Origin of the sequence: Variovorax ureilyticus (assembly GCF_037889935.1) — a bacterium.
GTDB lineage: Bacteria > Pseudomonadota > Gammaproteobacteria > Burkholderiales > Burkholderiaceae_C > Variovorax > Variovorax ureilyticus.
Genome location: NZ_JBBKZU010000005.1, coordinates 1 through 23,653, shown reverse-complemented (window position 1 = coordinate 23,653; position 23,653 = coordinate 1). Strand labels below are relative to the sequence as shown.

Here is a 23,653-nt window from a genome sequence, read left to right as displayed (position 1 = left end):
CGCTTCCCACCATGACCGACCCCGCGACCGCCGCCCGCCTCGTCAACGACCTCGTGGAGCTGATGCACCTCGAACCCCTGGGCAATGACCGATTCCGCGCACAAAGCGAAGACATCGGCACCCCGGCCGTCTACGGCGGCCAGGTGCTCGGCCAATCGCTGATGGCGGCATGCAGCACCGTCGGCGCCGATCGCCCGGTGCATTCGATGCACGCCTATTTCCTCCTGCCGGGCGAGCATGCGCCGATCGACTACGCGGTGGACCGCGTGCGCGACGGCCGCAATTTCACCGCCCGGCATGTGGTCGCGCGGCAGGGCGACCGGATCATCTTCGAGATGTCGGCCTCGTTCCAGACGGTCGACAAGGGCATCGAGCACCAGCTCGCCATGCCGCAACTCGATGGCCCCGACGGCCTGCCGAGCGAGCTCGACCAGCGCATCGCCCTCGGCGACCGTCTTCCGGAGTACTTCCGCCCCAAGGGCCTGGCGCCACACGGCATCGAATACCGCCGCGTCGAGCCCGACGATCCGCTGGACCCGGCCCCCCGCCCGTCCGAGAGCGCACTCTGGATGCGTGCGATCGCGCCGCTGCCGGACGACCCGCTGGTGCATCGCGCGCTCCTCGCCTACGCATCGGACCACGGCCTGCTGCGCGCAGCGATGCTGCCGCACGGCCTGAGCTTCATGAGCGGGCAGGTGCGCCCCGCGAGCCTCGACCACGCGATGTGGTTCCACCGCGACTTCCGCATGGACGAATGGCTGCTCTACGTGCTGGATTCGCCCAGTGCGGGCGGTGCGCGCGGCTTCTGCCGGGGCAGCGTCTTCACGCGCGACGGCCGGCTCGTCGCCTCGACCGCGCAGGAAGGGATGCTCCGCATCCTGCCCAAGGGAAGCCTGCTCTCCAGCGCGGGTCGCGCGGCGCCCGTCTGAACCCTCGTCTCCTTCCGACGGCGTAGGCTGCCCGGTCGATTGCCGGAACGGCGGCCTTGCCGCATCATTGCCGCCACCCCATCTTTGCCGGCCATTGGCAGGAGGAGCGCATGGCGGATGCACTCGTGAAGGCACTGAACAGGCTGGGCTATCAGCCGGTGTTTCTGCCCCGCAGCGGCGTGAAGCCGCCGGAGGTCTACCACTACCTTCGCGACGATGCCCGGCTGGTGCGCATCGGCGAACTCGTGAATTTCCTCCCTGCCGCCGCCGGGCTGGCGCCGACGGAGGGCAAGCTGGGCGACATCAACTACAGCTACACCTCGGGCAAGAAGGTCGATGCGGCGGTGTCCTTTCTCGAACAGGCGCTCAAGTGCATCGGCATCGATGCCGTGCCGAAGATCGACCTCGGTTTCACGGGGGCGAAGGAGTTCAGCTTCGCCTTCACCGACGTGCATTACCTCAGCGTCGATCCGGCGCGGCTTCTGTCGCTGATCAAGGATTTCTCGACCGACGGCATTCCGCACGAATACGTGGAAGACGGGCGCCTGCACCTGGCCTACGAATACGCCTATGCGCGCGAACTGGTCATGGCGCGCGGCGATCGGCAGGCCTTCGACCACGACATCAGCGGCAAGGTCGGCGCGTATTTCGATGTCGGCACCAAGGGCTCGGTGTCGGTCGCGAGCGCCACCACGATTTCGTTCAAGAACGCCAACGACACCTCGGTCGCCTTTGCCTACAAGGCCGGGCAGCTCATGCGCGAGAAGGGCAAGTGGGTGCTCTACCCCGAGGAAGTCGATCGCAACAATCTGCTCGAAGAGCGCCGGCCCTTCGTGCCGCAGCGGGCCATCGTGCTCTCGGTCGAATGAGGCGGCCGGCTCTAACACAGGATGCGGACACTCAAGATCAGCATCGCAGCCCCCCGCAAGCCGGGCGAGGACTTCCCGGTCACGCTCTGGTCTTGTGACGACGATCCGCCCGAGGTCTTCGTGCAGGTCCGGGGCGCGACGTCGTCCATTCCGGCCGGCCTCGCACCGGACGAGCCGGTCGACGATCCCGGCCAGCCCGGCACCGCGCTGACGGCCGCGCGCGTCATCGAACTCCACGCGGCGGCGGCCAAAGGCGCGGGCGTCCAGAAAGAGGTGGGCATCTACCTGCGCGCCCTGCTCGCGCGAGGCAAGCTCCGCACCGTGTGGGACGACCTGCGCGAGCAGGGCGCCTGCCGCACGCTGATCGACATCGCGCCCGACAAGCCCGTCGAGAAGGCCTCCGACCGCGTCATGCATGCATTGCAACTGCTGCCGTGGGAACGCCTGCGCACGCGCGACCAGGCATTCATGTTCCTGGAGGCGGGCTCGCCCATTTCGCGCGGGATCGGCGTGGCCAGTCTCGCGCCGCCCACCGATTGGCCGCTGCGCGTGCTCGTCGTGAATTGCGCGGAGCCCGACAAGAAGGGCGCGGCCGGCGGCGGCATCGGTGCCGACGAGGAGGTGAGCGCGCTGGAGCGGCTCTTCGGATGCCGGGAGTTCCGCTACAACGTGGAGTTCGACGTGCTGGAGAACCCCGGTCCGGCCGAGATCGTGGCGGCATGGAAGAGCATCCAGCCGCACATCCTCCACTTCATCGGCCACGGCGTGGGCGGTGCCGATCCGGACCAGCACGCACTGCTGCTCTACCAGCCCGGGCCCGGCGCCGGCGAGTACAAGTTCGTGCCCTGGCGGCTCAACGACATCCGCGCGCAGTTCAAGAGCCGCGACGACCTGGTCGCGCCGCGGCTGGCTTTCCTGAACGCCTGCCGCACCTCCGGCCGCGATCCGGGCGCGGAGCCGGCGCCGATGTCGAGCATCTCGGATGCCTTCCTGCGCGCCGGCTCGCTCGCGACCATCGGCATGCAGGGCGACGTCGCGGGCGACCTGGCGGCCGTCTTCGCGCGCGAGTTCTACATGGGACTCATGGGACCGGGCGACCATCCGATCGACAGCGCCGCGCAGGCCGCGCGCCTGGCGATGTCCGGCCACCGGCCCACGGCCGACGTGCTGATCGACCCGGACTGGTCGTACCCAGTGCTCTCGCTGCGCGCGCTGCCGCACCAGGTGCTGCCGAAGTCGCCCGACGTCCTCGGCGAACTGCTGGCCGAACGCTTCGTCGCCCGTGTCGCGCAGCGCCGCCGCGTGCACGAGGCCATCCGCTGCTCCAAGGCGTTCACTGCCGCCAAGCCGGGCGCCGCGCCGCACATGGTCGTGATCGTGGGCGACGTGCGCAGCGGCAAGTCGCATCTGTCGAGCTGGAGTGCACAGGCCTGCCAGCGCGCGGGCTTCACGGTGGCGCGCGTGGGCTTCGGCGAGGACGAGCCGGTGGACTGGCTGGACGCGATGCGCTGGATTCGGGACGGCAAGCGGCGCACACCGTCCGAGTTGCCCAAGCGCGCCGACAGCGGCAGGTTGCCCGCCTCTGCCTTTCGCGATTTCAATTGGGGGCTCAACCATCGCCAGCGCGGCCTCACGCACTTCGAGCCCTACACGGGAAAGGACGACGTGCAGGACCTGGGTGTCGGCCTCGCCGAGCAGAGCGACATTCCGGAAACTTTCTTCGAGGACACGGCGGCCCAGTTCCGCGACGCGCTGGTCAAGTGCGCGACGCCCAACGGCCTCGTGCTGGTGCTCGACCAGCTCGAGGGGCTGGAGCCCAACACCCTCTCGAAGTGGCTGCCCAACGGGCTCCTCAGGCCCATCGCCATGGGCAGCGTCAAGGGGGTGCGACTGATCCTCGTGCTCAGCGGCGAGCAGTACGAGGCCTGCCGGAGCGAACTGGAGCGCCTCACGCGCGTGCCCGAGGTGGTGCGGCTCGAATACTTCGCACGGGCGGACGTCCACCGCATCGCACGCCATCTGTGCCGTCAGTGGGCCAAGCAGATCTGCGACGAGGTGTGGTATCCGCCCATGCTGCAGACCCTGCTCGACCAGCACCGGCGCAACGACACCTGGAATGCCGAGCTGCTCAAGTCGGTGGACAACCTATGCAAGCAGTTCAACCCCTAGAGGTACCCCTGCCGCCGGAGGTGCAGGCCCTGATCGAGGCGGCGATGGCCGGCCGCGACCTTGCCACGGTGCTGCTGGGATCGGGCGATCTGCGCGTGCTGCGGCGGTGTGCTTTCGTGCGCCGGTTCAACGCCGAGCTCTTCGCGCAGATCCTTCGGCCGGCCGCGCGGGTCGATGCGCAGGCCTGGCCGTTCGAGCGGGTGATTGCCTTGCCCGGGATCCGGCCCAGTCCGGGGCGGCCCGGCTGGTATTCGCTCGATACCCGCCGGCGAGAGATGTTGCAGAGGCGGTGGATGTCGCCTCGGCGCATCGTCTTCTTCCAGCGCCTGAACCGGCGCATCGCCGCCTGGTTCAAGGGGCGGGGCAGCGACGGTGAACTCGAAGTGCTCTATCACCGCCTGGCATGCAACAGCGCGGCAGCCGAAGCGGCCTGGCGCCGGGACTACGCCGCCGCGCGCGACCGATTCGATCTGGCGCGCTGCACCTCGATGCTGTCGCTGCCGGCCGAAGTCGCCCGTTTCGTGAGCCCGGCGCTCTCGACCTTCATGACCCAGGAGCAGGGCCTGCTGCAGGCCCGGCGCGCCTTCGCCGACGACTACTTCCGCACCGGCCGCTACCTGGAGCGCCGCAAGGTCTTCGACGATTTCGAGACCCTGCTGCGCGACGACCGGCATTCGATCATGGTGCTGCATGCGCCGGGCGGCAGCGGCAAGACGATGTTCCTGCGCTGGCTGGCCGCGCGCTACTGCCTGCCGCGCGGCATCCCGATCTCGCGCATCGATTTCGATTTCTTCGACCAGCCGGAACAGGAGCTGGCACCCGTCTTCTTCCTCGCCAAGCTGGCCGAGCGGTTGAACGCGCAGATCGCGGGCGGCCCGTTCCACGAGATGCTTCGCGCCGTGGCGGAGCTTCGCGGGCTGGTGTCGTCGCGGCTGGCCGAGGGGCACTCGGGCAGCAGCAGCGAAAGCGCGCGCCGCCTGGAGGCCGAGATCACGGACCGCTTCGTGCACACGCTCATCGAGCGTTGCGCGGGACTCCCCGTCGTGCTCGTGTTCGACACGCTGGAGGAGGCCGCGCTCAGGCATCGCGTGAACATGCATGCCGTCGTGACGGCCATCGAGGCCGTGCGCAGCCGGCTCGAGGAAGAGACCTCGCCCCCCGCGACGCCACGGCTGATCCTCATCCTGTCCGGGCGCTATTCGCTCGAAGAGCAGTTCGGCGAGGTGGAGAAGGACTTCGGCGACCGCATCAACCCCTGCGAAGTCGCGCCCTTCGACGATGCCGAATCGCGGGCCTATCTGCAGCGGCGTCTCACCGGCATCGCGACGCCGCCGAACGAGGCCGTGATCGCGGGCGTCGTCCAGCGCGCCGGCGGCAGTCCGTTCAAGCTGGCGCTCTATGCCGACATCCTGCTCGCCACGCCCGGCATCCGGGTCGAGGACCTCGGCCGTGGCGTCGACGTGGACATGCTCTACCTGATCGAGCGCGTGATGAAGCGCATCGCCGACCGCCGCATCTACCTGCTGCTGCGCTACGGCGTGCTCGCGCGCAGGCTGACGCGCAACTTCGTCGAGAACGTGCTGGGCAAGCCGATGCGGCTGGTCGCGCGCGGCGACCGGCGCGCCGACGATCCGGCTCAGGACGCGGTGTCCCACAAGGACTGGAAGACGCTCTGGGCCTCGATGGAACCGCTGGACTACGACGAGATGTGGAAGGGCCTGCGGGACTTCGCGGGCGCGTCGTCCTGGGTGTCGGTCGACACCGAGATTGGCGATTCCGTCGTCATCCAGCCCGTGGTAAGCCACCCGATGCGCCGCGCGCTGCTGAGCGCCGAGCGGCCGGTGGTCGCGCAGATCCATCGCGCGGCCATCCGCCACGCGCGCAGCGAGCTGCGCAACAGGACGCGTCCGGCGGCCGAATCGCTGGCCATGCTGACCTACCACGACTTCCAGTTGCGCGGCGCCCATGCGACCCCCGACTGGGAGCGGCGGCTGCGCGAGTATGCGAACGATGCGCACGCGCTGCGCAGCCTCGCCTCGATCGTGCTCTCCGAAGACCTCCGCGAGAGCGAGGCCGGCTCGGCGGTGGCGCGCGAGGCGGTGCGCCTCGTGCCGAACCGCGTGGCGGCCCACGCGCGCTTCGTGCTGGCGCAGACGACTTTCGAAGAGAGCGAACGCTGGTCCGCGAAGGAATCGCAGGCCCGGCTTCTCGACGAGGCGCGCAGGCAACTGGCGCGCTACGACGATCTGGTCGGGACGGCCGAGCATCCGGTGCCGCCCGACGTCGAAGGGCGGTTGCGCTATGCGCTCGCGGTCGATGAAGCCGCGGCAACGCGCGGACTCGACCAGATGGCGTCCGGGCTCGGCGGGCGGCTGTCCGGCGATCACCGGGCCGGACTGCTGCTGGCGCTCGAACGCGGCTACGCGCAGCGCGATCCGGAGCTGGCCCGCAGCTTCGGCGTCGCCTGGGGCAAGCTCGCCTGGCAGCGCGGCGAGGCCGAGTCGTATGCGGAGGCGGTGGTCGCATCGATCGCCTACCGCATCCAGCAGGGGCAGCGCGCCGGCGCGATGCGCGAGTGCCTCGACCGCATGAAGGAACTCAGCCGCACGAACCGGCGCTGGGTCGATGCGGACGAAGCGACGGCCGGCCGGCGGCTGGTCGCGCGGGAACAGCCCGTGCTGGAGGCCTGGTGCGGCCTGCTGCACGCGGCGATCGTCCGGCGTGGCAAGGCGCTGGAAACGCCCGGGGCGGACACCGACGATGCCGAGGAACTGGTGCGAACCGCCGCGCTGCATTCGTGGGCCGGCGAGGCGAAGCAGGCGATCCAGTTGGCCGAACAGGCCGCGCAGCGCATCAAGGAGCGGCTGCGCGCGCTGCGTCTCAAGCCGCATGCGGAACGCAAGCTGACGGCGCTGCGACTGGAGGGCCTCGCGACGCGGGCCCATGCCTCGCGCCGGCTGATGGAGTTCGGTGCCGCGCTCGACCTGCACCAGGAAGCGATGGAGCTGTACGCGCAGCGGTCCGACCACCAGAGCGAGGTGCTCGCGCGCCTGCAGAAGGCGCGCGTGTACCTGCTCGACATCGGCCACCTGGGGCAGGCCGCCGAGCACCTCATCGACAGCGACGATGCCCTGGCCGACGAAGTCGCGCGGGTGCGCATCGAGCACACGCTGCTGCGCGCCGTGCTGCACGACCGCCGCGGCGACCCCGCCACCGCGCTGCAATTGCTGCATCGGGCCGAAGCCCTGCGGCCGGAACTGCGTCACAACGCGATCAACTGGCGGGTCGAGCTCGCCGTGGCGGCGCTGGCCCTGCACGTGCCGGACGACCGCGTGCCGTTCCTGGATGCGCTGCACGAGGCCTTGAAGACGCTGGACTGCAGCGGCGCGCGCCTGACGCTGCTGCGCGGCCTGCGCTATTGCGCGCCGGTCGCCGGTGTGTCGAAGGCGACCGCCAAGGCACTGGACGTGCTGACGCGCGTGAAGCCGCTCGACCTCCCGGGCTACATGAGGCTGCATCCGGGCGACCGCCTGCGCTTCACGCTGTTGCGCGCCGAACTGCTGCGCATCGTGGGACTCGGCGACAAGGCCGCGGACGAGCTCCGGGCCCTGCGGCTGCGCCAGGCCGAGGAGGCGCCTGCGGAGCTGTGGCACCGCGATCTCGCGCTCGCTTGCGACCGGCTGGGCATCGATCCCGGCGAGGCGCTCCCGCAGCGATGGCTGATCGCCTTCGTCGCGAAGTTCAGGCCCCACCGGACCTTGTGCGCGGCGGTTCAGGTCGACCAGGCCAGGCGCGACATCGCGGCGGGGCTCACCAGGCGCGCGTTGCAGCTGCTGCGCAGCGCACAGCGCGCGCTCGACCGGCCGGATGTGCCGCGCTCTGAACTCGACATCCGCGCGCTGACGTTGCAGGCCCGCCTCGCCCGGTCCGGCGCGGACGCGTGGGGCGAGGCGAGCCCGGTGGAACTGCTGGACCGCGCGCGGCGCATCCGCACCGAACTCGGCCTGCCCGAAGGGGACGAGGACGCGGCGCAGGCCGAGGTCTCCACCGCGCCGTCGTCGCGCGTACCACTGCTGGATGGGGGCGACGAGCGGCTCACGTTCGGGCTGCGCTTCGAGCGGCCCGATTCGGTGACGCTGTTCGATTTCACGCCGAGCCGGATCGCACGCAACCTGATCGACTACACGGTGCGTTCGCCCATCAACGGGCTGCTGGCCGAGTTCGCCTCGGGCCGCTTCGGCGAAGGCGCGGCCCACGAGGCCACCGCGCTCGGCGTGGAGGCCGGCATGCGCTTCGGCCGCCTGATGGCCGAGAGCGTGCTGCCGCCTTCATTGCGCGACGTGCCCGTGCTCGACCTCGTGCTCGAATGCGTGCAGCCGGGCATGCAGGCGCTGCCGTGGGAGCTGATGGTGCATGTCCCCAATGGGCAGTTGCCGCTCTCGATGGACCCGCGCGTTCGGGACTTCTGGCGCGCACCCTACCGTGCGACGCCGCGCGACCGTGTCGCGTGGGCCCAGCGGGCGCTGTCCCGCCTAATGGGTGCCAAGGTGGTGCCAGACGGCTTGCACGGGCCCGCGACGGCGGCCGCGCTCGGCCGGTTCCAGGCCGCCGAAGGGCTGCCGGCGGATGGTCGCCTCGACCGCGCAACGCTGGTGCGCCTGCAGGCCCGAATGGCGCAGCAACAGGCGCCGCAAGGACTGCGTGCCACCCACGTGCTGCTCATCACGCCCCATGCCGACGTCCAGGTGGCCGCGCAACGAGGTCTCTCCGCGAGCGGAACGGACCTGGCCCAGCTCTATCTCCAGCATGGCCTGAAATGCGACGTGCTCGAAGTCCCCGATCCGTCCCGCCTGCGCGAGATGCTGGGCGCGCATCCCTCGGTGATCCACATCGCGGCGCCGATCTCGCAATCGCGCTCCAGCCGTGAACTCGGCCTCCAGTTCGCCGCCGGCTACGAGGACCTCGGCAGCCAGGGTTTCGGCGCGAGTCCGCTCGCGCGCTTCATCGCCGAGCGGCCACCGGAGGCCGGCATGCCCCTCGTGATCGTCGACACGCCGCGCCCTTACAGCCGCGACGAGACATTCCGGCAACTGCTGCTGCGCAATGCGTTCGCGGCGCAGCTCTTCGCCTACGGGCCGCTGCCCACCGTGATCGCCACGGGCCTGGGGATGCCCGGTGAGCAGCGGGTGCTGTCCGAGCGGCTCACGAGGGGCATCGCGGAAGGCCTCGTGCCGGGCAAGCTGGTGCGGCAGTTGCGTTCCGTGGCGGATGCGGACGGCGGCGACCCGTGGCTGCCGGTCGCCAGCGCCGGCATCGCACTGTTCGCCGTCGACCCGGCCTTCGATCCGCTGCTGGCAGGCGTGCCGCGATGAAGGCGGCGGCCATGCATCGGGAGGGAGTCGCCCGATGAGCGACATCGATAGCCTATCCCGCCGCGTGCTCGCGCTCGACGCCAAGCTCGCCACCCTCAGCGGCGAGACCTCCGCCTGGCGCGAGGAGAGCAAGGATGCGCAGGCGCGCTTCGCCTGGCACCGCTCGCAGATCGCGGAGGTCTGCGGCGACCTGGAGGAAATGCATGCGGTGATCAGCGGCGAGCTGGCCGAACTGCGCAAGGCGCAGCCCCTCACCGTCGCGGCGATCGAGCGGCTCGAGCGGCGCATCCTCGCGGCGCTGCAGATCTGGGAGTGCTACCGGAGCAAGTTCGCGGTGCGCATCGAGGCACGCCTGCGCGAATCGCTGATCCTCATCGACGACCTCGCCTGGCAGGCGTACCGGCCGGCGCACGACCGCGCGGTGGCCAGCGGCCGCCTGCCCGCGGAGCGCGCGCGGCTGCCGCCGCTGGTGTTCCCGAACGCGCGCTGGAGCCCGTTCGCGCGCTCGCGCGAGCAGGCCTACGAACTCGACGAAGCCACCGGCGTGCTGCGCACCATCGACGACTTCGAAGACTACCTGCGCGCCATCCCCGTGCCGCTGATCGGCATCCCGTGGTACCAGGTGAGCCATCTGCCCGATGCTGTGTTCGTCGGCCACGAGGTCGGGCATCTGGTGGAAGAAGACCTGGGGCTGGAAGAGGATCTGCGCCAACTCGTCCTGACGGCGCTCGGTGCGGTCGACGAAGAGCGCCGGGCGGCCTGGTCGGGCCGCTGGCGCAGCGAGGTCTTCGCCGACATCTATGGCGTGCTGGCGACCGGGCCAGCCTTCGTCGGCACGCTGATCGACGTGCTTCGCGGTGCGCCGGACATCGCGACCGAATCGCAGCCGGATGCGGCCGGGCGCTGGCGTGCGTATCCGACGCGCGCGCTGCGCGTGCGGCTGGTGTGCGAGGCCTTGCGTCAGTTGGCCGCCGATGAGCCGGCGAAGGCGCGATTCAGCCAGATCGCGGACGATTTCCAGGCTGCCTGGACCGCGACGTATCCGGCCCATGCGTTGCCCGCGTACGAGGACGATGTCCCGCGCGTCGTCCACGCGCTGATGCATGCGCCGCTCGAAGCACTGGCGCGAAACAAGGGGGGTGCCGGCGAGAGCCTTTCCAGCGTCCTCGGCTTCACCGATGCGATGCAGTCGAGCGCGAAGGCCGATGCGGATCGCGCCAACAAGGCGGAGGACCCCACGGGCAAGGACGTACGCACGCTCTTCGCGGCGGTGGCACTGGCCTTCAGGCAGGACCCGGGCCGGTACGCTGCGGAGGGCGCTCAGAACCGCTTTCGCCGGCGTCTCCTGAATCTCCCGATGGAGCGCGTGAGGGCCTTCTCGGGCGCGGCACCGGCTGCCCCCGAGGCCGATCGCCGCAAGGCCGCGGCGCGCTGGCTGTTCGACCGCATGGAGGCCGGGCGCGTCTGACGCCCGGCGGGGCCTTCAGCCCTTGAACGGGTTGGCCGTGGCGAACCACAGCCCGATGCCGGTCGCGATGATGAACGCCGCGTCCGTGACGCCCGCGATGAGGAAGAACTGCGTCTGCAGAGTGTCCTTGAGTTCCGGCTGGCGCGCGGTGCCTTCGAGCAGCTTCGAGCCGACGATGCCGATGCCCAGGCACGAGCCCACGGCGGCGATGCCGATGAGGAGACCTGCGGCGAGGGGGAGGGAGTCGAAGCCGTTCATGATGCTCTTTCGTTGGCCTTGGAAGTTCGGCCTAGTTGCTGCCGGCGCCACCTTGGCTCCGGCTTGCCTCCAATGTCTTCGAGCAGGCGAATGGCGTCGATGACCTCGCAGGTCATGTCGCGGCGGCTTCGTCAGCCGGGCAGCAAACGCTTGAGATAGCGCCCGGTGTGGCTCGCCTCGTTCGCGGCGATCGTCTCTGGCGTGCCCACGCCCACCACCGTGCCGCCACCGGCGCCGCCTTCCGGGCCCATGTCGACGAGCCAGTCCGCGGTCTTGATCACATCGAGGTTGTGCTCGATCACCACGATGGTGTTGCCGGCGTCGCGCAACTGGTGCAGCACCTTCAGCAGCAGCTCGATGTCCGCGAAGTGCAGGCCGGTGGTCGGCTCGTCGAGGATGTAGAGCGTGCGGCCGGTGTCGCGTTTGCTGAGTTCGAGCGCGAGCTTCACACGCTGCGCTTCGCCGCCCGACAGCGTCGTCGCGGCCTGGCCCAGCTTGATGTAGCTCAGGCCGACGTCGAGCAGCGTGCGCAGCTTGCGTTCGATGGTCGGCACCGCCTTCAGGAAGTCGTGCGCGGCCTCGACCGTCATGTCGAGGATCTGCGCGATGTTGCGGCCCTTGTACTGCACCTCCAGCGTCTCGCGGTTGTAGCGCTGGCCGTGGCACACCTCGCAGGGCACGTAGACGTCGGGCAGGAAGTGCATCTCGACCTTCACCACGCCGTCGCCCTGGCAGGCCTCGCAGCGGCCGCCAGCGACGTTGAAGCTGAAGCGGCCCGGGCCGTAGCCGCGTTCGCGCGCGGTGTTGGTCTCGGCCATCAGTTCGCGGATCGGCGTGAACAGGCCCGTGTAGGTGGCCGGGTTGCTGCGCGGCGTGCGGCCGATGGGCGACTGGTCGACGTTGATGACCTTGTCGAAGTACTCGATGCCCTCGATCGCCTCGTGCGCGGCCGGCTCCTCGTGTGCGCGGTAGAGCGTGCGCGCCACCGCGGCGTAGAGCGTGTCGTTGACCAGCGTGGACTTGCCGGAGCCGGAGACGCCGGTGACGCAGGTCAAGAGGCCGACCGGAAAGGCCACGTTCACGTTCCTGAGGTTGTTGCCGGTCGCGCCGACGACGCGGATTTCCTGCACGTCGGTCTGCGTCGCGAGGTGCGCGGCTTCGCGTGCGGCGCGTCGTTCGGCCGCGGCGCTCGGCGGGAAGCGCGAGGCTTTCTTCGCCGTCTCCGGCGCGTCCTTCGTCACCACCGGCAGCCATGGCGTGCGGCGCGCCGGGACGGCGATCTTCTTCTCGCCCGAGAGGTACTGGCCGGTCAGCGATTCCGGAGCACCCGCGACCTGCGCGTAGGTGCCCTGCGCCATCACGCGACCGCCATGCACGCCCGCGCCGGGGCCCATGTCGATGATGTGGTCGGCGGCATGGATCATGTCCTCGTCGTGCTCGACCACGATCACGCTGTTGCCGATGTCGCGCAGGTGCTTCAGCGTGCCGATGAGGCGGTCGTTGTCGCGCTGGTGCAGGCCGATGCTGGGCTCGTCGAGCACGTACATCACGCCGGTGAGCCCGGAGCCGATCTGCGAAGCCAGGCGGATGCGCTGCGCCTCGCCGCCGGAGAGCGTCTCGGCGCTGCGGTCCAGGCTCAGGTAGTTGAGCCCGACGTCGTTGAGGAACTTGAGCCTGAGACCGATCTCGCGCACCACCTTGTCCGCGATCTCGGCCTTGGCGCCGCGCAGGTGCAGCGCGCGGAAGTAGTCGAAGCTCTCGCGCAGCGTGGCGCGGCTGATCTCGTAGATCGCCATGCGGCGCGGTTCCGGGCCCGCGTCGTCGACCAGGAACACGTTGCGCGCCTCGCGCCGCAGGCGCGTGCCTTCGCAGTCGGGGCAGGGCTGGAGATTGCGAAAGCGCGAGAGGTCCTCCCGCACCATCGCGGAGTCGGTCTCGCGGTAGCGCCGCTCCATGTTCGGGATGATCCCTTCGAAGGGGTGCTTGCGCACCAGCTTCTTGCCGGCCTGCTGGCCGCTCTCCATCACGTAGGTGAACTTGATCTCTTCCTGCGCCGAGCCGTTCAGCACAGCCTGCTGCACCGACGCGGGGAGCTCTTCGAAGGGCTTGTCGAGGTCGAACTTGTAGTGCTTGGCGACGCTCTCCAGCATGCTGAAGTAATAGCCGTTGCGGCGATCCCAGCCCTTCACCGAGCCGCTGGCGAGGCTCAGGGACGGAAAGGCGACCACTCGAGCGGGGTCGAAGAACTCCCGGTTGCCGAGGCCGTCGCAGGTCGGGCAGGCACCCACCGGCGAATTGAAGGAGAACAGCCGCGGTTCGAGTTCGGCCAGGGAGTAGTGGCAGATCGGGCAGGCGAACTTCGCGTTGAAGAGGTGCTCGCGCGCGGGCGGCAGTCCGGATGCGGGCGCCTCGGCCGCCGGCGCATCCATCTCGAGCGCGATTGCGCGGCCATCCGCCAGGCGCAGCGCGGCCTCGAAGCTCTCCGCGAGGCGCTGCTGCATGTCGGGGCGCGCGCGCAGGCGGTCGATCACCACGTCGATGTCGTGCTTCTCGGTCTTCTTGAGCTTGGGCAGGTCGTTGTATTCGTAGGTCTGCCCGTCGACGCGGAACCGGATGTAGCCCTGCGCCTGCATCTCCGCGAAGAGCTCGAGGAACTCGCCCTTTTTGTCGCGCGCGACCGGCGCCAGGATCATCAGGCGCGGCTCGTCGGGAATCGCGAGCACCGCATCCACCATCTGGCTCACCGTCTGCGCCTGCAGCGGCAGGTCGTGGTCGGGGCAGTAGGGCGTGCCGGCGCGCGCGTACAGCAGGCGCAGGTAGTCGTGGATCTCGGTCACCGTGCCCACGGTGGAACGCGGGTTGTGGCTGGTCGCCTTCTGCTCGATGCTGATCGCCGGCGAGAGGCCTTCGATGACGTCGACGTCCGGCTTGTCCATCAACTGCAGGAACTGGCGCGCATAGGCCGAGAGGCTCTCCACGTAGCGGCGCTGCCCTTCGGCGTACAGCGTGTCGAACGCGAGGCTCGACTTGCCCGAGCCCGACAAACCGGTGATCACCACCAGCTTGTTGCGCGGGATGTCGAGGTCGACGTTCTTGAGGTTGTGCGTGCGAGCGCCGCGAATGCTGATGCGCTGCTGCGCAAGCACGGCACCGAGGTAGGCGTCATCGGGGGTGGGATTCACAGGACGGTCGATTCTGGGCAACCGGACATGATAAGTGCCCGTGTTCTTCGGGGTACACGCCGGGATTTCGGCACGGACGCGGTCTGCCCCGGCAAGAAAACGTCCTCCGCGGACAAGAAGATTCTGAAAAATGCCCCGCTATTTAGGAAAGGTCGCTGATCCCAGCGGTGCGCCGCTATCCTCCGCCGCTGATGTCAACGAAAGGGAGAAACATGCATTCAGTCGTCGTCGTCGACGGTCATCCGGCGATCCGCCTGGCGGTTCGCACCGCACTGACAGGCACCCATCAGTTCGAGGTCATCGGCGAGGCCGGGGACGGCCCTTCCGCGCTCGAGATCATTCGCGAACTGGAGCCGGAACTGGTGGTTCTCGATCTCGAACTGCCCCGGCTGAACGGGCTCGATGTGATCGAACGGGTGCGCAAGGCGCTGCCCAAGACCAAGCTGGTCGTGCTGTCGGGCCAGGAGGAATCGATCTTCGGTGCCCGGGCGGTCAAGGCCGGCGCGAATGCATTCATCAGCAAGTCCGAGGATCTGCAGCGGCTGATCCATGCGGCGCATGCGGTCCTCGCGGGCTACAGCATCTTCGCGACATCGATCCTCGCTTCGCAGTCCACGCTGCTGGACGGCTCGCGCCCCAATGCCTTGATACGCAGGCTGTCGGACCGGGAGCTCACGGTTCTCCAGCATCTCGCGCGTGGGCTGAGCAACAAGGAAATCGCCGAAATCCTGCTCATCAGCAACAAGACCATCAGCGGCTACAAGGCACGGATCTTCGAGAAGCTGAATATCTCCAGCCTGGTCGAGCTGGTCGATTTTTCTCGCACCCACCGCCTCGTGACCTGACGCACCGCCAGCTCATGCTTGCAAGCGGGCCGACGCCGTCGCCCGCTGCACGACGATCCGGCACGGATCGAAATACCAACAACAGGTGCACGCGCCGCGCAGTGCATCAGGGAAACAACATGACTGCATCAGTGGCCCAAGGTCGGGCCTTGCCGACCGCATTTCCATCTCTCCGGGATCACATTCCCGTTCGATGCCAGGCGCTGCCTGGCTGTGCGCGCGGACGTCGATCCGCTCTCGCGCGCTGAACGGGGGCGCATCATCATGCGTTGTTCCGCCGCCCGCCGGCGAGTCGGTGTGCTCGCCTATTCCCTGCGTTCGCGCGAGTTCGCGCGCCGCGTCTTTCGCGCCGCCGGCCATGCGCCGCTCGTGTTCGTCAGCCTCGATGAGCTGGCCGACTTCGGCCCCGATGCATCGACCCTCGAGATGCTCTTGATTGGCGAAGCGCCAGTGGCGGACAGCCTCGGGCGGCCGGTCCTGCAGAGCGTGCGAGAACTCGTCGGCCCGGAACTCCCTTTGCTGCTCGTCCAGTTCGACAGGGACGCCGGGCCGGTTCCGCCGACCGCCAACCTCGTCGTCGCCGCGCCCCGGGACTTCTCGGACCTTTGCGCGGCCGTCCTTTCGCTGCTCAGTGCCGTCGGCGCCGACAACGCGCCGCTCAAGATGACCTGGGGCGACTACACCTTCGAGCCGGCGAGGCGGGTCGTTGCTTTCGACGGTCGTCAGACCGGGCTCGACCCGGTCGCCTTCGACATCGCGCTGGAGCTCTTCTTCCGCGCCGGTCAGCTCGTCCCCAAACGAACCCTGACCCTGATGCTGCCGCCGGACGAAAAGGGGCCGGCGCGGCGCCGGATCGACAACATCGGGACTGTCATCAAGGAGCTGCGATCCGCGCTTCGGCTGCGCGGCCAGCACGGCTGGCATCTCGAGACGCGGCCTCGCCTCGGCTACCGCCTGGTGCAGACGGGGCGCTCCGGCAAGCCCGCCGGCGTTGGCGTGGCCGTCGACGGGCCCTCGGCGCAGGTGTTTTCCCCAGCCTGTTGAAGCGCCGACCCGCACGGCGGGCGGCGGGCGCGGCGAGTTAGACTCGATCGATTGGAAAAGCCGCGCCGGCGCGCCTGCGACTGCGCGGCTTTGGCTTCCGAGCCGCAGGAGGGGCTTCCTGCGACTCCAATCTCATTTCTGTCACCAGGGGCAGTACACATGGCATCGGTCAACAAAGTCATTCTCGTCGGCAATCTCGGACGCGATCCGGAAACACGCACCTTCCCCAGCGGCGATCAGGTGTGCAATGTCACCCTCGCCACCACGGACAAGTGGAAGGACAAGCAAAGCGGCGAAATGCGCGAGGCCACCGAGTGGCACCGTCTCGTCTTCAACGGCCGGTTGGCCGAGATCGCCGCGCAGTACCTGCGCAAGGGTTCCCAGATCTACGTCGAGGGCCAGATCCGCACCCGCAAGTACACCGACAAGGACGGCGTGGAGAAGTACGCCACCGACATCCGTGTCGACCAGATGCAGATGCTCGGCAGCCGCCAGGGCCAGGGTGCGCCTTCGGGCGATGACGATGGCTACGGTGGCGGTGGCGGTGGCGGTGGCGGTGGCGGTGGCGGTGGTGGCTACGGCGGCGGTGGTGGTGGTGGCTACGGCGGCGGTGGTGGTGGTGGCTACGGCGGCGGTGGTGGTGGTGGCTATTCGCGTGCGCCGGCGGCCGCTCCCCGGGCACCGGCACCTGCGCCGCGGCAGGCGCCTTCCAAGTCGTCGACTGGATTCGACGACATGGATGACGACATTCCGTTTTGATACGACTGTCGCGATCCGAATCCGGGGCCGGTTTCCTTGAGGAGACCGGCCCTTTTTCATTGGGCGGGAATCGGCACCTCGTCGAAGCGCTTGAACTCCTGCAGTGAAAAGCTCGTCTGCACGTGCCGCACGCCCGGCAGCCGGTGCAGCTTGCTCTGCAGCAAGTCCGAATAGGCATCGAGGTCGCTGGCAATCACCATCAGCAGGAAGTCCGCCGATCCGGTGATGCCGTGGAACATCACGACCTGCGGGATCGCGCGCACCGCTTCCACGAACTCGACCGACCGCGCCTCGTTCTGGAAGTCGATGCTGATGCTGACGAACGCGACCACGCCGTAGCCGAGCGCCCGCCGGTCGAGCCGCGCGTGATAGCCGTCGATGAGGCCCGATTCCTCCAGGCGCCGGATCCTGCGCCAGCAGGGCGACTGCGACAGCCCCGTCATCTGGGCGAGCTCGCCGGTGGTGAGCCGGGCGTTCTCCTGGAGCGCCGCCAGGAGTTGCCGGTCGGTGTTGTCCAGATCGATGGGCATAAAAATTCCTCAAATTGATCGTGTGGAGGAAAAATTATGCGACCCGAAAAATTCCGTTGGCAAGGATGACCCAATCAAGAAAAATCCGCCACCTTCCCTAGCCAAGACGAGTGCCCCATGACCACAGCGACCCCCTCCCTGTTCGACCACGTTCCCGTCTATGGGGGCGATCCCATCCTTTCGCTGATGGAGTCGTTCCAGAAGGACCCGCGACCCGAAAAGGTCAGCCTCAGCATCGGCGTGTACTTCGACAACGAAGGGCGCCTGCCGGTGATGTCGTCCGTGCGCAAGGCGGAGACCGCGCTGCTGCAGGATCTCGGCCCGCGCCCCTACCTGCCGATGGAAGGCCTGGCCGATTTCCGCAGCGGCGTGCAGCGCCTGCTGTTCGGCGCCGAACATGAAGCGGTGAAGAGCGGCCGCGTCGCGACCCTGCAGACCCTCGGCGGCTCGGGCGGCCTCAAGGTCGGCGGGGATTTCCTGCACCGCTATTTCCCCGAAAGCGGCATCTGGGTCAGCGATCCGACCTGGGAAAACCACCACGCCATCTTCGAAGGCGCGGGCATCGAGGTGAAGACCTACCCCTACTACGACCCGAAGACCGGCGGGCTGCGTTTCGACGACATGCTGAGCACCCTGCGCGACCTGCCGCGCCGCAGCATCGTGCTGCTGCATGCGAGCTGCCACAACCCGACCGGCGTCGACCTCACCATTGCCCAGTGGCAGACGCTGATCCCGGTGCTGCGCGAGCGCGAGCTGATCCCCTTCATCGACATCGCCTACCAGGGCTTCGGCGACGGCCTCGACGAGGATGCCTTCGCGGTGCGCGCGATGACGGAGGCGGGGCTGCAGTTCTTCGTCGCCAACTCGTTCTCGAAGAACTTCTCGCTGTATGGCGAGCGCTGCGGCGGCCTGAGCGTGGTGTGCGTGAACCGCGAGGCCGCGGACCTGGTGCTCGGCCAGCTCAAGGCCACGGTGCGCCGCAACTACTCCACGCCGCCCACGCACGGCGGCCGCGTCGTGGCGCGCGTGCTGCAGGACCCGGCGCTGTTCGCCGAGTGGGCGAACGAAACGGCGGAGATGCGCAAGCGCATCCGCGCCATGCGCGAGCGCCTGCATGCGGTGCTCACCGAGAAGTTCCAGGGCCGCCGCAACTTCGACTACTTCCTCACCCAGCGTGGCATGTTCAGCTATACCGGCCTGAGCGAAGCGCAGGTCGACCGGCTGCGCGAGGAGCACGGCGTGTACCTCGTGCGTTCCGGCCGCCTGTGCCTGTCGGGCCTGACGACGAGCAACGTGGACCACGTCGCGCAGTCGATGGCCGCCGTGCTGGGTTGATCCGCATGACCGCGCAGGCCCCCGGCTCGATGACCGAGCACATCGTTCACGAAGAGAAGGCGCAGCTCGACTTCAGCCGCTCGATGAGCTACGGCGACTACCTTCATCTCGACGAGATCCTTCACGCGCAGAGCCCGCTGTCTCCGGCGCACGACGAGATGCTGTTCATCGTGCAGCACCAGACCAGCGAGCTGTGGATGAAGCTCATGCTGCACGAGCTGGGCGCCGCGCTGCGCTGCATCGCGAGCGACGAGCTCGACGCCGCGTTCAAGATGCTCGCGCGGGTGTCGCGCATCATGGAGCAGCTCGTCCATGCCTGGGACGTGCTCGCCACCATGACGCCGCCCGAGTACACCGCGATGCGCCCGTACCTCGGCGCATCGAGTGGCTTCCAGAGCTACCAGTACCGCTGCATCGAGTTCTCGCTGGGCAACAAGAACCCGGCGATGCTGAAGCCGCACGAACACCGCTCCGACCTGCTCGAGCGCGTGCGTATTGCCTACGAATCGCCTTCGCTGTACGACGAGTCGCTGCGGCTCCTGGCGCGGCGCGGTCTCGCGATCCCGGCGACGCATCTGGCGCGCGACTGGACCCAGCCCTATGTCGCGAGCCACGACGTCACGCAGGCCTGGCTCGAGGTCTATCGCGACCCGCGCACGCACTGGGACCTCTATCAACTGGCGGAAGAACTCGTCGATCTCGAGGATGCCTTCCGGCTCTGGCGCTTCCGCCATGTCACCACGGTGGAGCGCGTCATCGGCTTCAAGCGCGGCACCGGCGGCACCGGCGGCGTGAGCTATCTGCGCAAGATGCTCGACGTGGTGCTGTTCCCCGAGCTCTGGCGCGTGCGTACCGAGCTTTGAGCGACGACATGCCGGTGCTTTCCCTGGAAGACCGCGAGCGGGAGTACTCGCCGAGCTCGTGCATCGGCGGCGACTACGTCCCGTTTCTTCGTGCCTATGCGGATCAGAGCGCGGCGGCGCTGCAGGGGCGTGTCGTGCGGCGCGACCTGCCTTACAGCGACAAGCCGTCGCAGCGGCTCGACCTTTTCGTTCCGCCCGGCAGGCGAGGCGAGGCACTGCCGCCCCTGCTCGTCTTCATCCACGGTGGGTACTGGCAGGAGCTCTCGAAGAGCAGCTCGCTGTTCGGCGCGCCCGGCGCGATCGACGCCGGGTTTGCCTACGCCGCCATCGACTACACGCTGGCGCCGCACGCGAACATCGGTGACATCGCGCTCGAGTGCAGGAACGCGCTGCGTTGGCTGCACGCGCACGGCGCCGAACTGGGCTTCGATCCTTCTCGCATCGTGGTCGCCGGAAGCTCTGCCGGCGCGCATCTCGCCGCGATGTGCTGCGTGCGTGGCTGGACCGAAGACCGCGACCTGCCCGCGGGCCTTCCCGCCGCATGCGTGCTGGTCTCGGGCGTGTACGAGCTGGCGCCGCTGATCGGCACTTCGATCGACCAGGCGCTCTCGCTCACGCCGGGCGATGCGGCGAAGTGGAGCCCGATCCGCCTGCCGCTGGGTGGATTCCCGCCGAGCATCGTCTGCTGGGGTGAAATCGAAACCGCCGAATTCAAGCGCCAGAGCCGGGCATTTGCCGGCGCCATCGGAGCGGCTGGCGCTCCCATGCTCGAACACTTCGAAGTTCCGTCGCGCAACCATTTCGACGTCATCCTCGAACTGTCGCAGCCCGGCACGCTGCTCGGCGACGCGACGCTTCGTATCCTCGAATCCCTGTGAGACCGCACCCCATGAAGGAAATCATCGACACCGGGCTGCCGCCGCTCAAGCAGCCGTTCTCGTGGGCCGTCAAGGCATCGGGCCTGCTGTTCACCGCGCACGGACCCGTGCGTACCGACGGCAGCATCGACACCGGCCCGATCGCGGCGCAGGCGCGCCTGACCTTCGCCAATCTCCAGCGTGCGGTCGAAGCGGCCGGCGGCAGCCTCGTCGATGTCACGCAGGTCCTGATCTACATGACCGACGTGAAGGACATGCCGGTCATCGACGAGGTCTACCGCGAGTTCTTCGCGGCGCCGTACCCGAACCGCTCCAGCATGGGTGTCGCGGGCCTCGTGGTGCCCGGCATGAAGATCGAGATCGTGGCCTACGCGGTCATCGGCTAGAGCGGCAGCAGCCAGGGCACGAGGGCGATGGAGAGCAGCAGCGTGAGCAGCACCAGCGGCACGCCGACGCGCACGAAGTCCATGAAGCTGTAGTCGCCCGGCCCCACGACGAGCGTATTCACCGGCGACGACACCGGCGTCGTGAAGGCCGCGGACGAGGCCAGCGCCACGATCATCGCGAAGGGCAGGGGCGATGCGTTCAGCTGCTGCGCGATGGCGATCGCGACCGGCGCCATCAGCACCGCCGTCGCGGTGTTGGAGATGAACATGCCCAGCAGCGCCGTGACGATGAAGACGGCGGCCAGCACCGTGCGCGGTCCCGCTTCGCCGATCGCGTCCACGAGCGTCTGCGCGGCGATGTCCACGCCGCCGGTGCGCTGCAGCGCGAGCGAAAACGGAAGCATGCCGACGATCAGCAGCAGGCTCTGCCAGTGCACCGAGCGGTAGGCGCTCGGCAGGTCGATGCAGCCGAAGAGGCCCATCAGCAGGCAGCCGATCAGCGCGGCGTGCACATTGGGCAGCACGCCGCTCACCATCAGCGCCACGACCAGCGCGAGCGAGAGCAGCGCGAACGGCGCGCGCGAAGCGGCCGGCGCGATGTCGTCGAACTCGGACGGCAGGTTGAAGACCACGAGGTCCATGTCCGATCGGAGCTTGCTGATCGCCTTCCAGAGACCGACCACGAGCAGGGTGTCGCCCGCTTCGAGGCGTTCGGGACGCGGGCCATCCACGCTCTCGCCACTGCCGTGCCTCAGGCCGATGACGGACACGTCGTGTGCGTCACGCAGGCGTGCCTCGGGGATCGTCTTGCCGACCAGCGCGGAGCCGGGCGGGATCATGACTTCGGCCATGCCGATGTCCTGCGCGTGCTCCGAGAAGTACGCGCCTGCCAGCGGCAGACGGCTCACGCCGAAGCGCCGGGTGAGCCCGTCGGTGTCGATTTCGGGATTCGACACATCGACGAACAGAACGTCGCCCGCCTGGATCCGCGTGCTGGGCGGCAGCAGGTGGGTCGCGAAGCGCGTGCGACGCTCGACCGCCAGCAGATTCACGCCGGGGAGAGGCTCCAGCGCCAGCTCTTCGAGCGTCTTGCCGGCCAGCAGCGAGTCGGCGGATACCTCGAACCGGTGCTCGCGCCCTGCGAGTCCGTATTCCTCGATCCATTCGCCGAGCCCGGTGCGCTGGCTCGGCGGCGCAGCGCTCGAAGCCGGCGACCGGCCGAGCCAGCTTCGCGCGAGAAGCATGTAGACGATCGCCACGGCCAGCAGCGGCAGGCCGAACGGCGTGATGCTGAAGAAGCCGAAGCCCGCGAAGCCTTCGCGCACCAGTTCGCCGTGGATCACGAGGTTCGGCGTGGTCGCCACCAGCGTCAGCGTGCCGCTCACGAGCGCGGCGACGCAGAGCGGCATCATGAGCCGGCCCGGCGCGAGCCCCGTGTTGTGCGCGATGCGCAGCACGATGGGGATGAAGATCGCGACCACCGCGGTCGAGCTCATGATCGAGCCGACCAGCGCCACGATGACCATCAGCATCACGACGAGGCGCGTCTCGTTCGAGCCGGCCCGTGTCACGAGCATGTCGCCGAGCCGCCGCGCGACGCCGGTGCGCACCAGCCCCTGGCCAATGACGAACAGCATCGCGATGAGGACGACGTTGGGATCGGCGAAGCCGGCAAGCACCTCCTGCATGGTCACCACGCCGGTGAAGGGCAGGGACGCCATCATGATGAGCGCGACCGCGTCGGTGCGCGGCCGGTTCAACGCGAACATCGCGATCGCCGCGGCGAGCAGGAGGAGGACGAGGCCGAGCTGGACGGTCATGGCAAAGGGGGCGCGGGCTGAATGCCTCGTGCCCCGGACATCGAGTCCCGGCGGATGCTAGCGGCCTTCGCCGCGATCAGAAAGACCGGGTGATCCCAGTGCCACTTACTGCGGAACCACGCGCGCGGCGTCGCCCTTGCCCTGGATGAACACGCGCTGCCCGACGCGCAGGCCAGGTGTCGTGGGCTGCGTCACTTGCACCAGAACACCGCTGTTGGTTCGCACGAAGATCTCCTGGCCTTCGAGCGGCCGGTCGTAGCGGCGCGCCACTTCGGCGCCGCCGATCGTGCCGCCGATCGCTCCGACCACCATGGCCACGTCGCGCCCGGTGCCGCCGCCGATCAGGCTGCCGATGCCCAGGCCCGTGAGGCCGCCCAGCACCGCGCCCACGCCGGTGTGGACGTTGCTCTGGATCTGCGTCGGATTGATCTGCTCGATGACGCCCTGTCGGATCGCCATGTCGTCGGGCTGCGAACCGGTCGAGGCGCAGGCAGCGAGCACCAGCGCCATGGCCATGGCGGCGATGCGGGACAAGAGCTTGAGGGTCATCGGATGCCTCCTTCCATGGGTTGATGGGGTCCGAAAAGATGATCGCAGGCGTCGCAAGCGAGGCAATTGGCCCAACGTGCAGCGCCGCTTGCACCTTCGGGCATTGGATGCCCGAGGCCGGAGCCGCAAGCATTCTTCGTCGGCTTGACAAAGTTTTTATGCCCACCAATGCTAGGTCGGCGACATCGAGCGGTGACCCGCAGGTCACCCGTCCCGGCGCACGATCGACAACAACCGCGGGTCAGTGACCGCTGAGAGGAGACGGATGGCTTCCACAGAGCAAAAGATGTCCCGCATGCAGCTCACCGCGATGGTGGTGGGCGGGATGGTGGGCGCGGGGATCTTCTCGCTGCCGCGCACCTTCGCCGGGGCGACGGGGCCGTTGGGGGCGGTCATC

General features: G+C 68.6%; 17 protein-coding genes. 12 read left to right on the top strand and 5 right to left on the bottom strand.

Features of this window, described 5'->3' with window-relative positions; translation table 11 throughout:
• The first annotated feature begins 11 nt into the window (after positions 1-11).
• From WKW77_RS12570 to WKW77_RS12550, 5 genes are all read left to right on the top strand, one after another.
• Positions 12-929 (top strand): acyl-CoA thioesterase, encoded by a 918-nt coding sequence (locus WKW77_RS12570; protein WP_340357184.1) that lies wholly within the window; start codon positions 12-14, stop codon positions 927-929.
• 110 nt (positions 930-1,039) lie between these two features.
• On the top strand, positions 1,040-1,798 hold the full coding sequence (locus WKW77_RS12565) for a gasdermin (RefSeq protein WP_340357183.1): 759 nt from the start codon (positions 1,040-1,042) through the stop codon (positions 1,796-1,798).
• Between the two features lie 21 nt (positions 1,799-1,819).
• Positions 1,820-3,967: a CHAT domain-containing protein gene (locus WKW77_RS12560; RefSeq protein ID WP_340357182.1), complete on the top strand. Its 2,148-nt coding sequence runs from the start codon at positions 1,820-1,822 to the stop codon at positions 3,965-3,967.
• A complete protein-coding gene (locus WKW77_RS12555; RefSeq protein ID WP_340357181.1) occupies positions 3,946-9,339 on the top strand; it encodes a peptidoglycan-binding protein in 5,394 nt (1,797 codons plus the stop codon). The genes WKW77_RS12560 and WKW77_RS12555 overlap by 22 nt, the downstream gene beginning before the upstream one ends.
• Before the next feature lie 34 nt (positions 9,340-9,373).
• On the top strand, positions 9,374-10,807 hold the full coding sequence (locus WKW77_RS12550; protein WP_340357180.1) for a hypothetical protein: 1,434 nt from the start codon (positions 9,374-9,376) through the stop codon (positions 10,805-10,807).
• A gap of 15 nt (positions 10,808-10,822) precedes the next feature.
• Here the strand turns inward: WKW77_RS12550 and atpE are convergent, their stop codons facing one another.
• Together atpE and uvrA are read right to left on the bottom strand one after the other, a co-directional pair.
• Positions 10,823-11,065 carry a F0F1 ATP synthase subunit C gene (gene atpE / locus WKW77_RS12545; RefSeq protein ID WP_340357179.1) on the bottom strand — a complete coding sequence of 81 codons (243 nt, stop codon included), beginning with the start codon at positions 11,063-11,065 and terminating at the stop codon, positions 10,823-10,825.
• Between the two features lie 131 nt (positions 11,066-11,196).
• Positions 11,197-14,247, bottom strand: coding sequence for an excinuclease ABC subunit UvrA (uvrA, locus tag WKW77_RS12540; RefSeq protein ID WP_340357178.1), 3,051 nt, complete (start codon positions 14,245-14,247; stop codon positions 11,197-11,199).
• A 212-nt stretch (positions 14,248-14,459) separates the two neighbouring features.
• On the opposite strand from uvrA, the gene WKW77_RS12535 reads away from it, so the two are divergent.
• The 3 genes from WKW77_RS12535 (at position 14,460) to ssb (ending at position 16,895) form a co-directional block, all read left to right on the top strand.
• Complete coding sequence (locus tag WKW77_RS12535; protein ID WP_340357177.1) at positions 14,460-15,092, top strand: response regulator; 633 nt, start codon at positions 14,460-14,462, stop codon at positions 15,090-15,092.
• A 297-nt stretch (positions 15,093-15,389) separates the two neighbouring features.
• Positions 15,390-16,136, top strand: a complete 747-nt coding sequence (locus tag WKW77_RS12530) for a winged helix-turn-helix domain-containing protein (protein ID WP_340357176.1) — start codon at positions 15,390-15,392, stop codon at positions 16,134-16,136.
• Between the two features lie 159 nt (positions 16,137-16,295).
• A complete protein-coding gene (gene ssb / locus WKW77_RS12525; protein WP_340357175.1) occupies positions 16,296-16,895 on the top strand; it encodes a single-stranded DNA-binding protein in 600 nt (199 codons plus the stop codon).
• Positions 16,896-16,951: 56 nt separating this feature from the next.
• Here the strand turns inward: ssb and WKW77_RS12520 are convergent, their stop codons facing one another.
• Positions 16,952-17,425 carry an Lrp/AsnC family transcriptional regulator gene (locus WKW77_RS12520; protein ID WP_340357174.1) on the bottom strand — a complete coding sequence of 158 codons (474 nt, stop codon included), beginning with the start codon at positions 17,423-17,425 and terminating at the stop codon, positions 16,952-16,954.
• Positions 17,426-17,563: 138 nt separating this feature from the next.
• Between WKW77_RS12520 and WKW77_RS12515 the strand changes: the two genes are divergently transcribed.
• From WKW77_RS12515 to WKW77_RS12500, 4 genes are read left to right on the top strand one after another with little or no spacing between them, the layout of a single operon-like run.
• The gene (locus WKW77_RS12515) at positions 17,564-18,760 is read left to right on the top strand and encodes an amino acid aminotransferase (protein WP_340357561.1); all 1,197 of its coding nucleotides are present in this window, start codon (positions 17,564-17,566) and stop codon (positions 18,758-18,760) included.
• Positions 18,761-18,765: 5 nt separating this feature from the next.
• Positions 18,766-19,623, top strand: a complete 858-nt coding sequence (gene kynA / locus WKW77_RS12510) for a tryptophan 2,3-dioxygenase (protein ID WP_340357173.1) — start codon at positions 18,766-18,768, stop codon at positions 19,621-19,623.
• A gap of 8 nt (positions 19,624-19,631) precedes the next feature.
• Entirely contained in the window at positions 19,632-20,501 is an 870-nt protein-coding gene (locus WKW77_RS12505) for an alpha/beta hydrolase (protein WP_340357172.1), read from the top strand.
• Positions 20,502-20,512: 11 nt separating this feature from the next.
• On the top strand, positions 20,513-20,887 hold the full coding sequence (locus WKW77_RS12500; protein ID WP_340357171.1) for a RidA family protein: 375 nt from the start codon (positions 20,513-20,515) through the stop codon (positions 20,885-20,887).
• On the opposite strand, the gene WKW77_RS12495 is transcribed toward WKW77_RS12500, so the two are convergent.
• Together WKW77_RS12495 and WKW77_RS12490 are read right to left on the bottom strand one after the other, a co-directional pair.
• Entirely contained in the window at positions 20,884-22,707 is a 1,824-nt protein-coding gene (locus tag WKW77_RS12495) for an SLC13 family permease (protein ID WP_340357170.1), read from the bottom strand. The two genes, WKW77_RS12500 and WKW77_RS12495, sit on opposite strands and share 4 nt — an antisense overlap.
• A gap of 105 nt (positions 22,708-22,812) precedes the next feature.
• Positions 22,813-23,256 (bottom strand): hypothetical protein, encoded by a 444-nt coding sequence (locus tag WKW77_RS12490; protein ID WP_340357169.1) that lies wholly within the window; start codon positions 23,254-23,256, stop codon positions 22,813-22,815.
• Positions 23,257-23,653 lie beyond the last annotated feature (397 nt).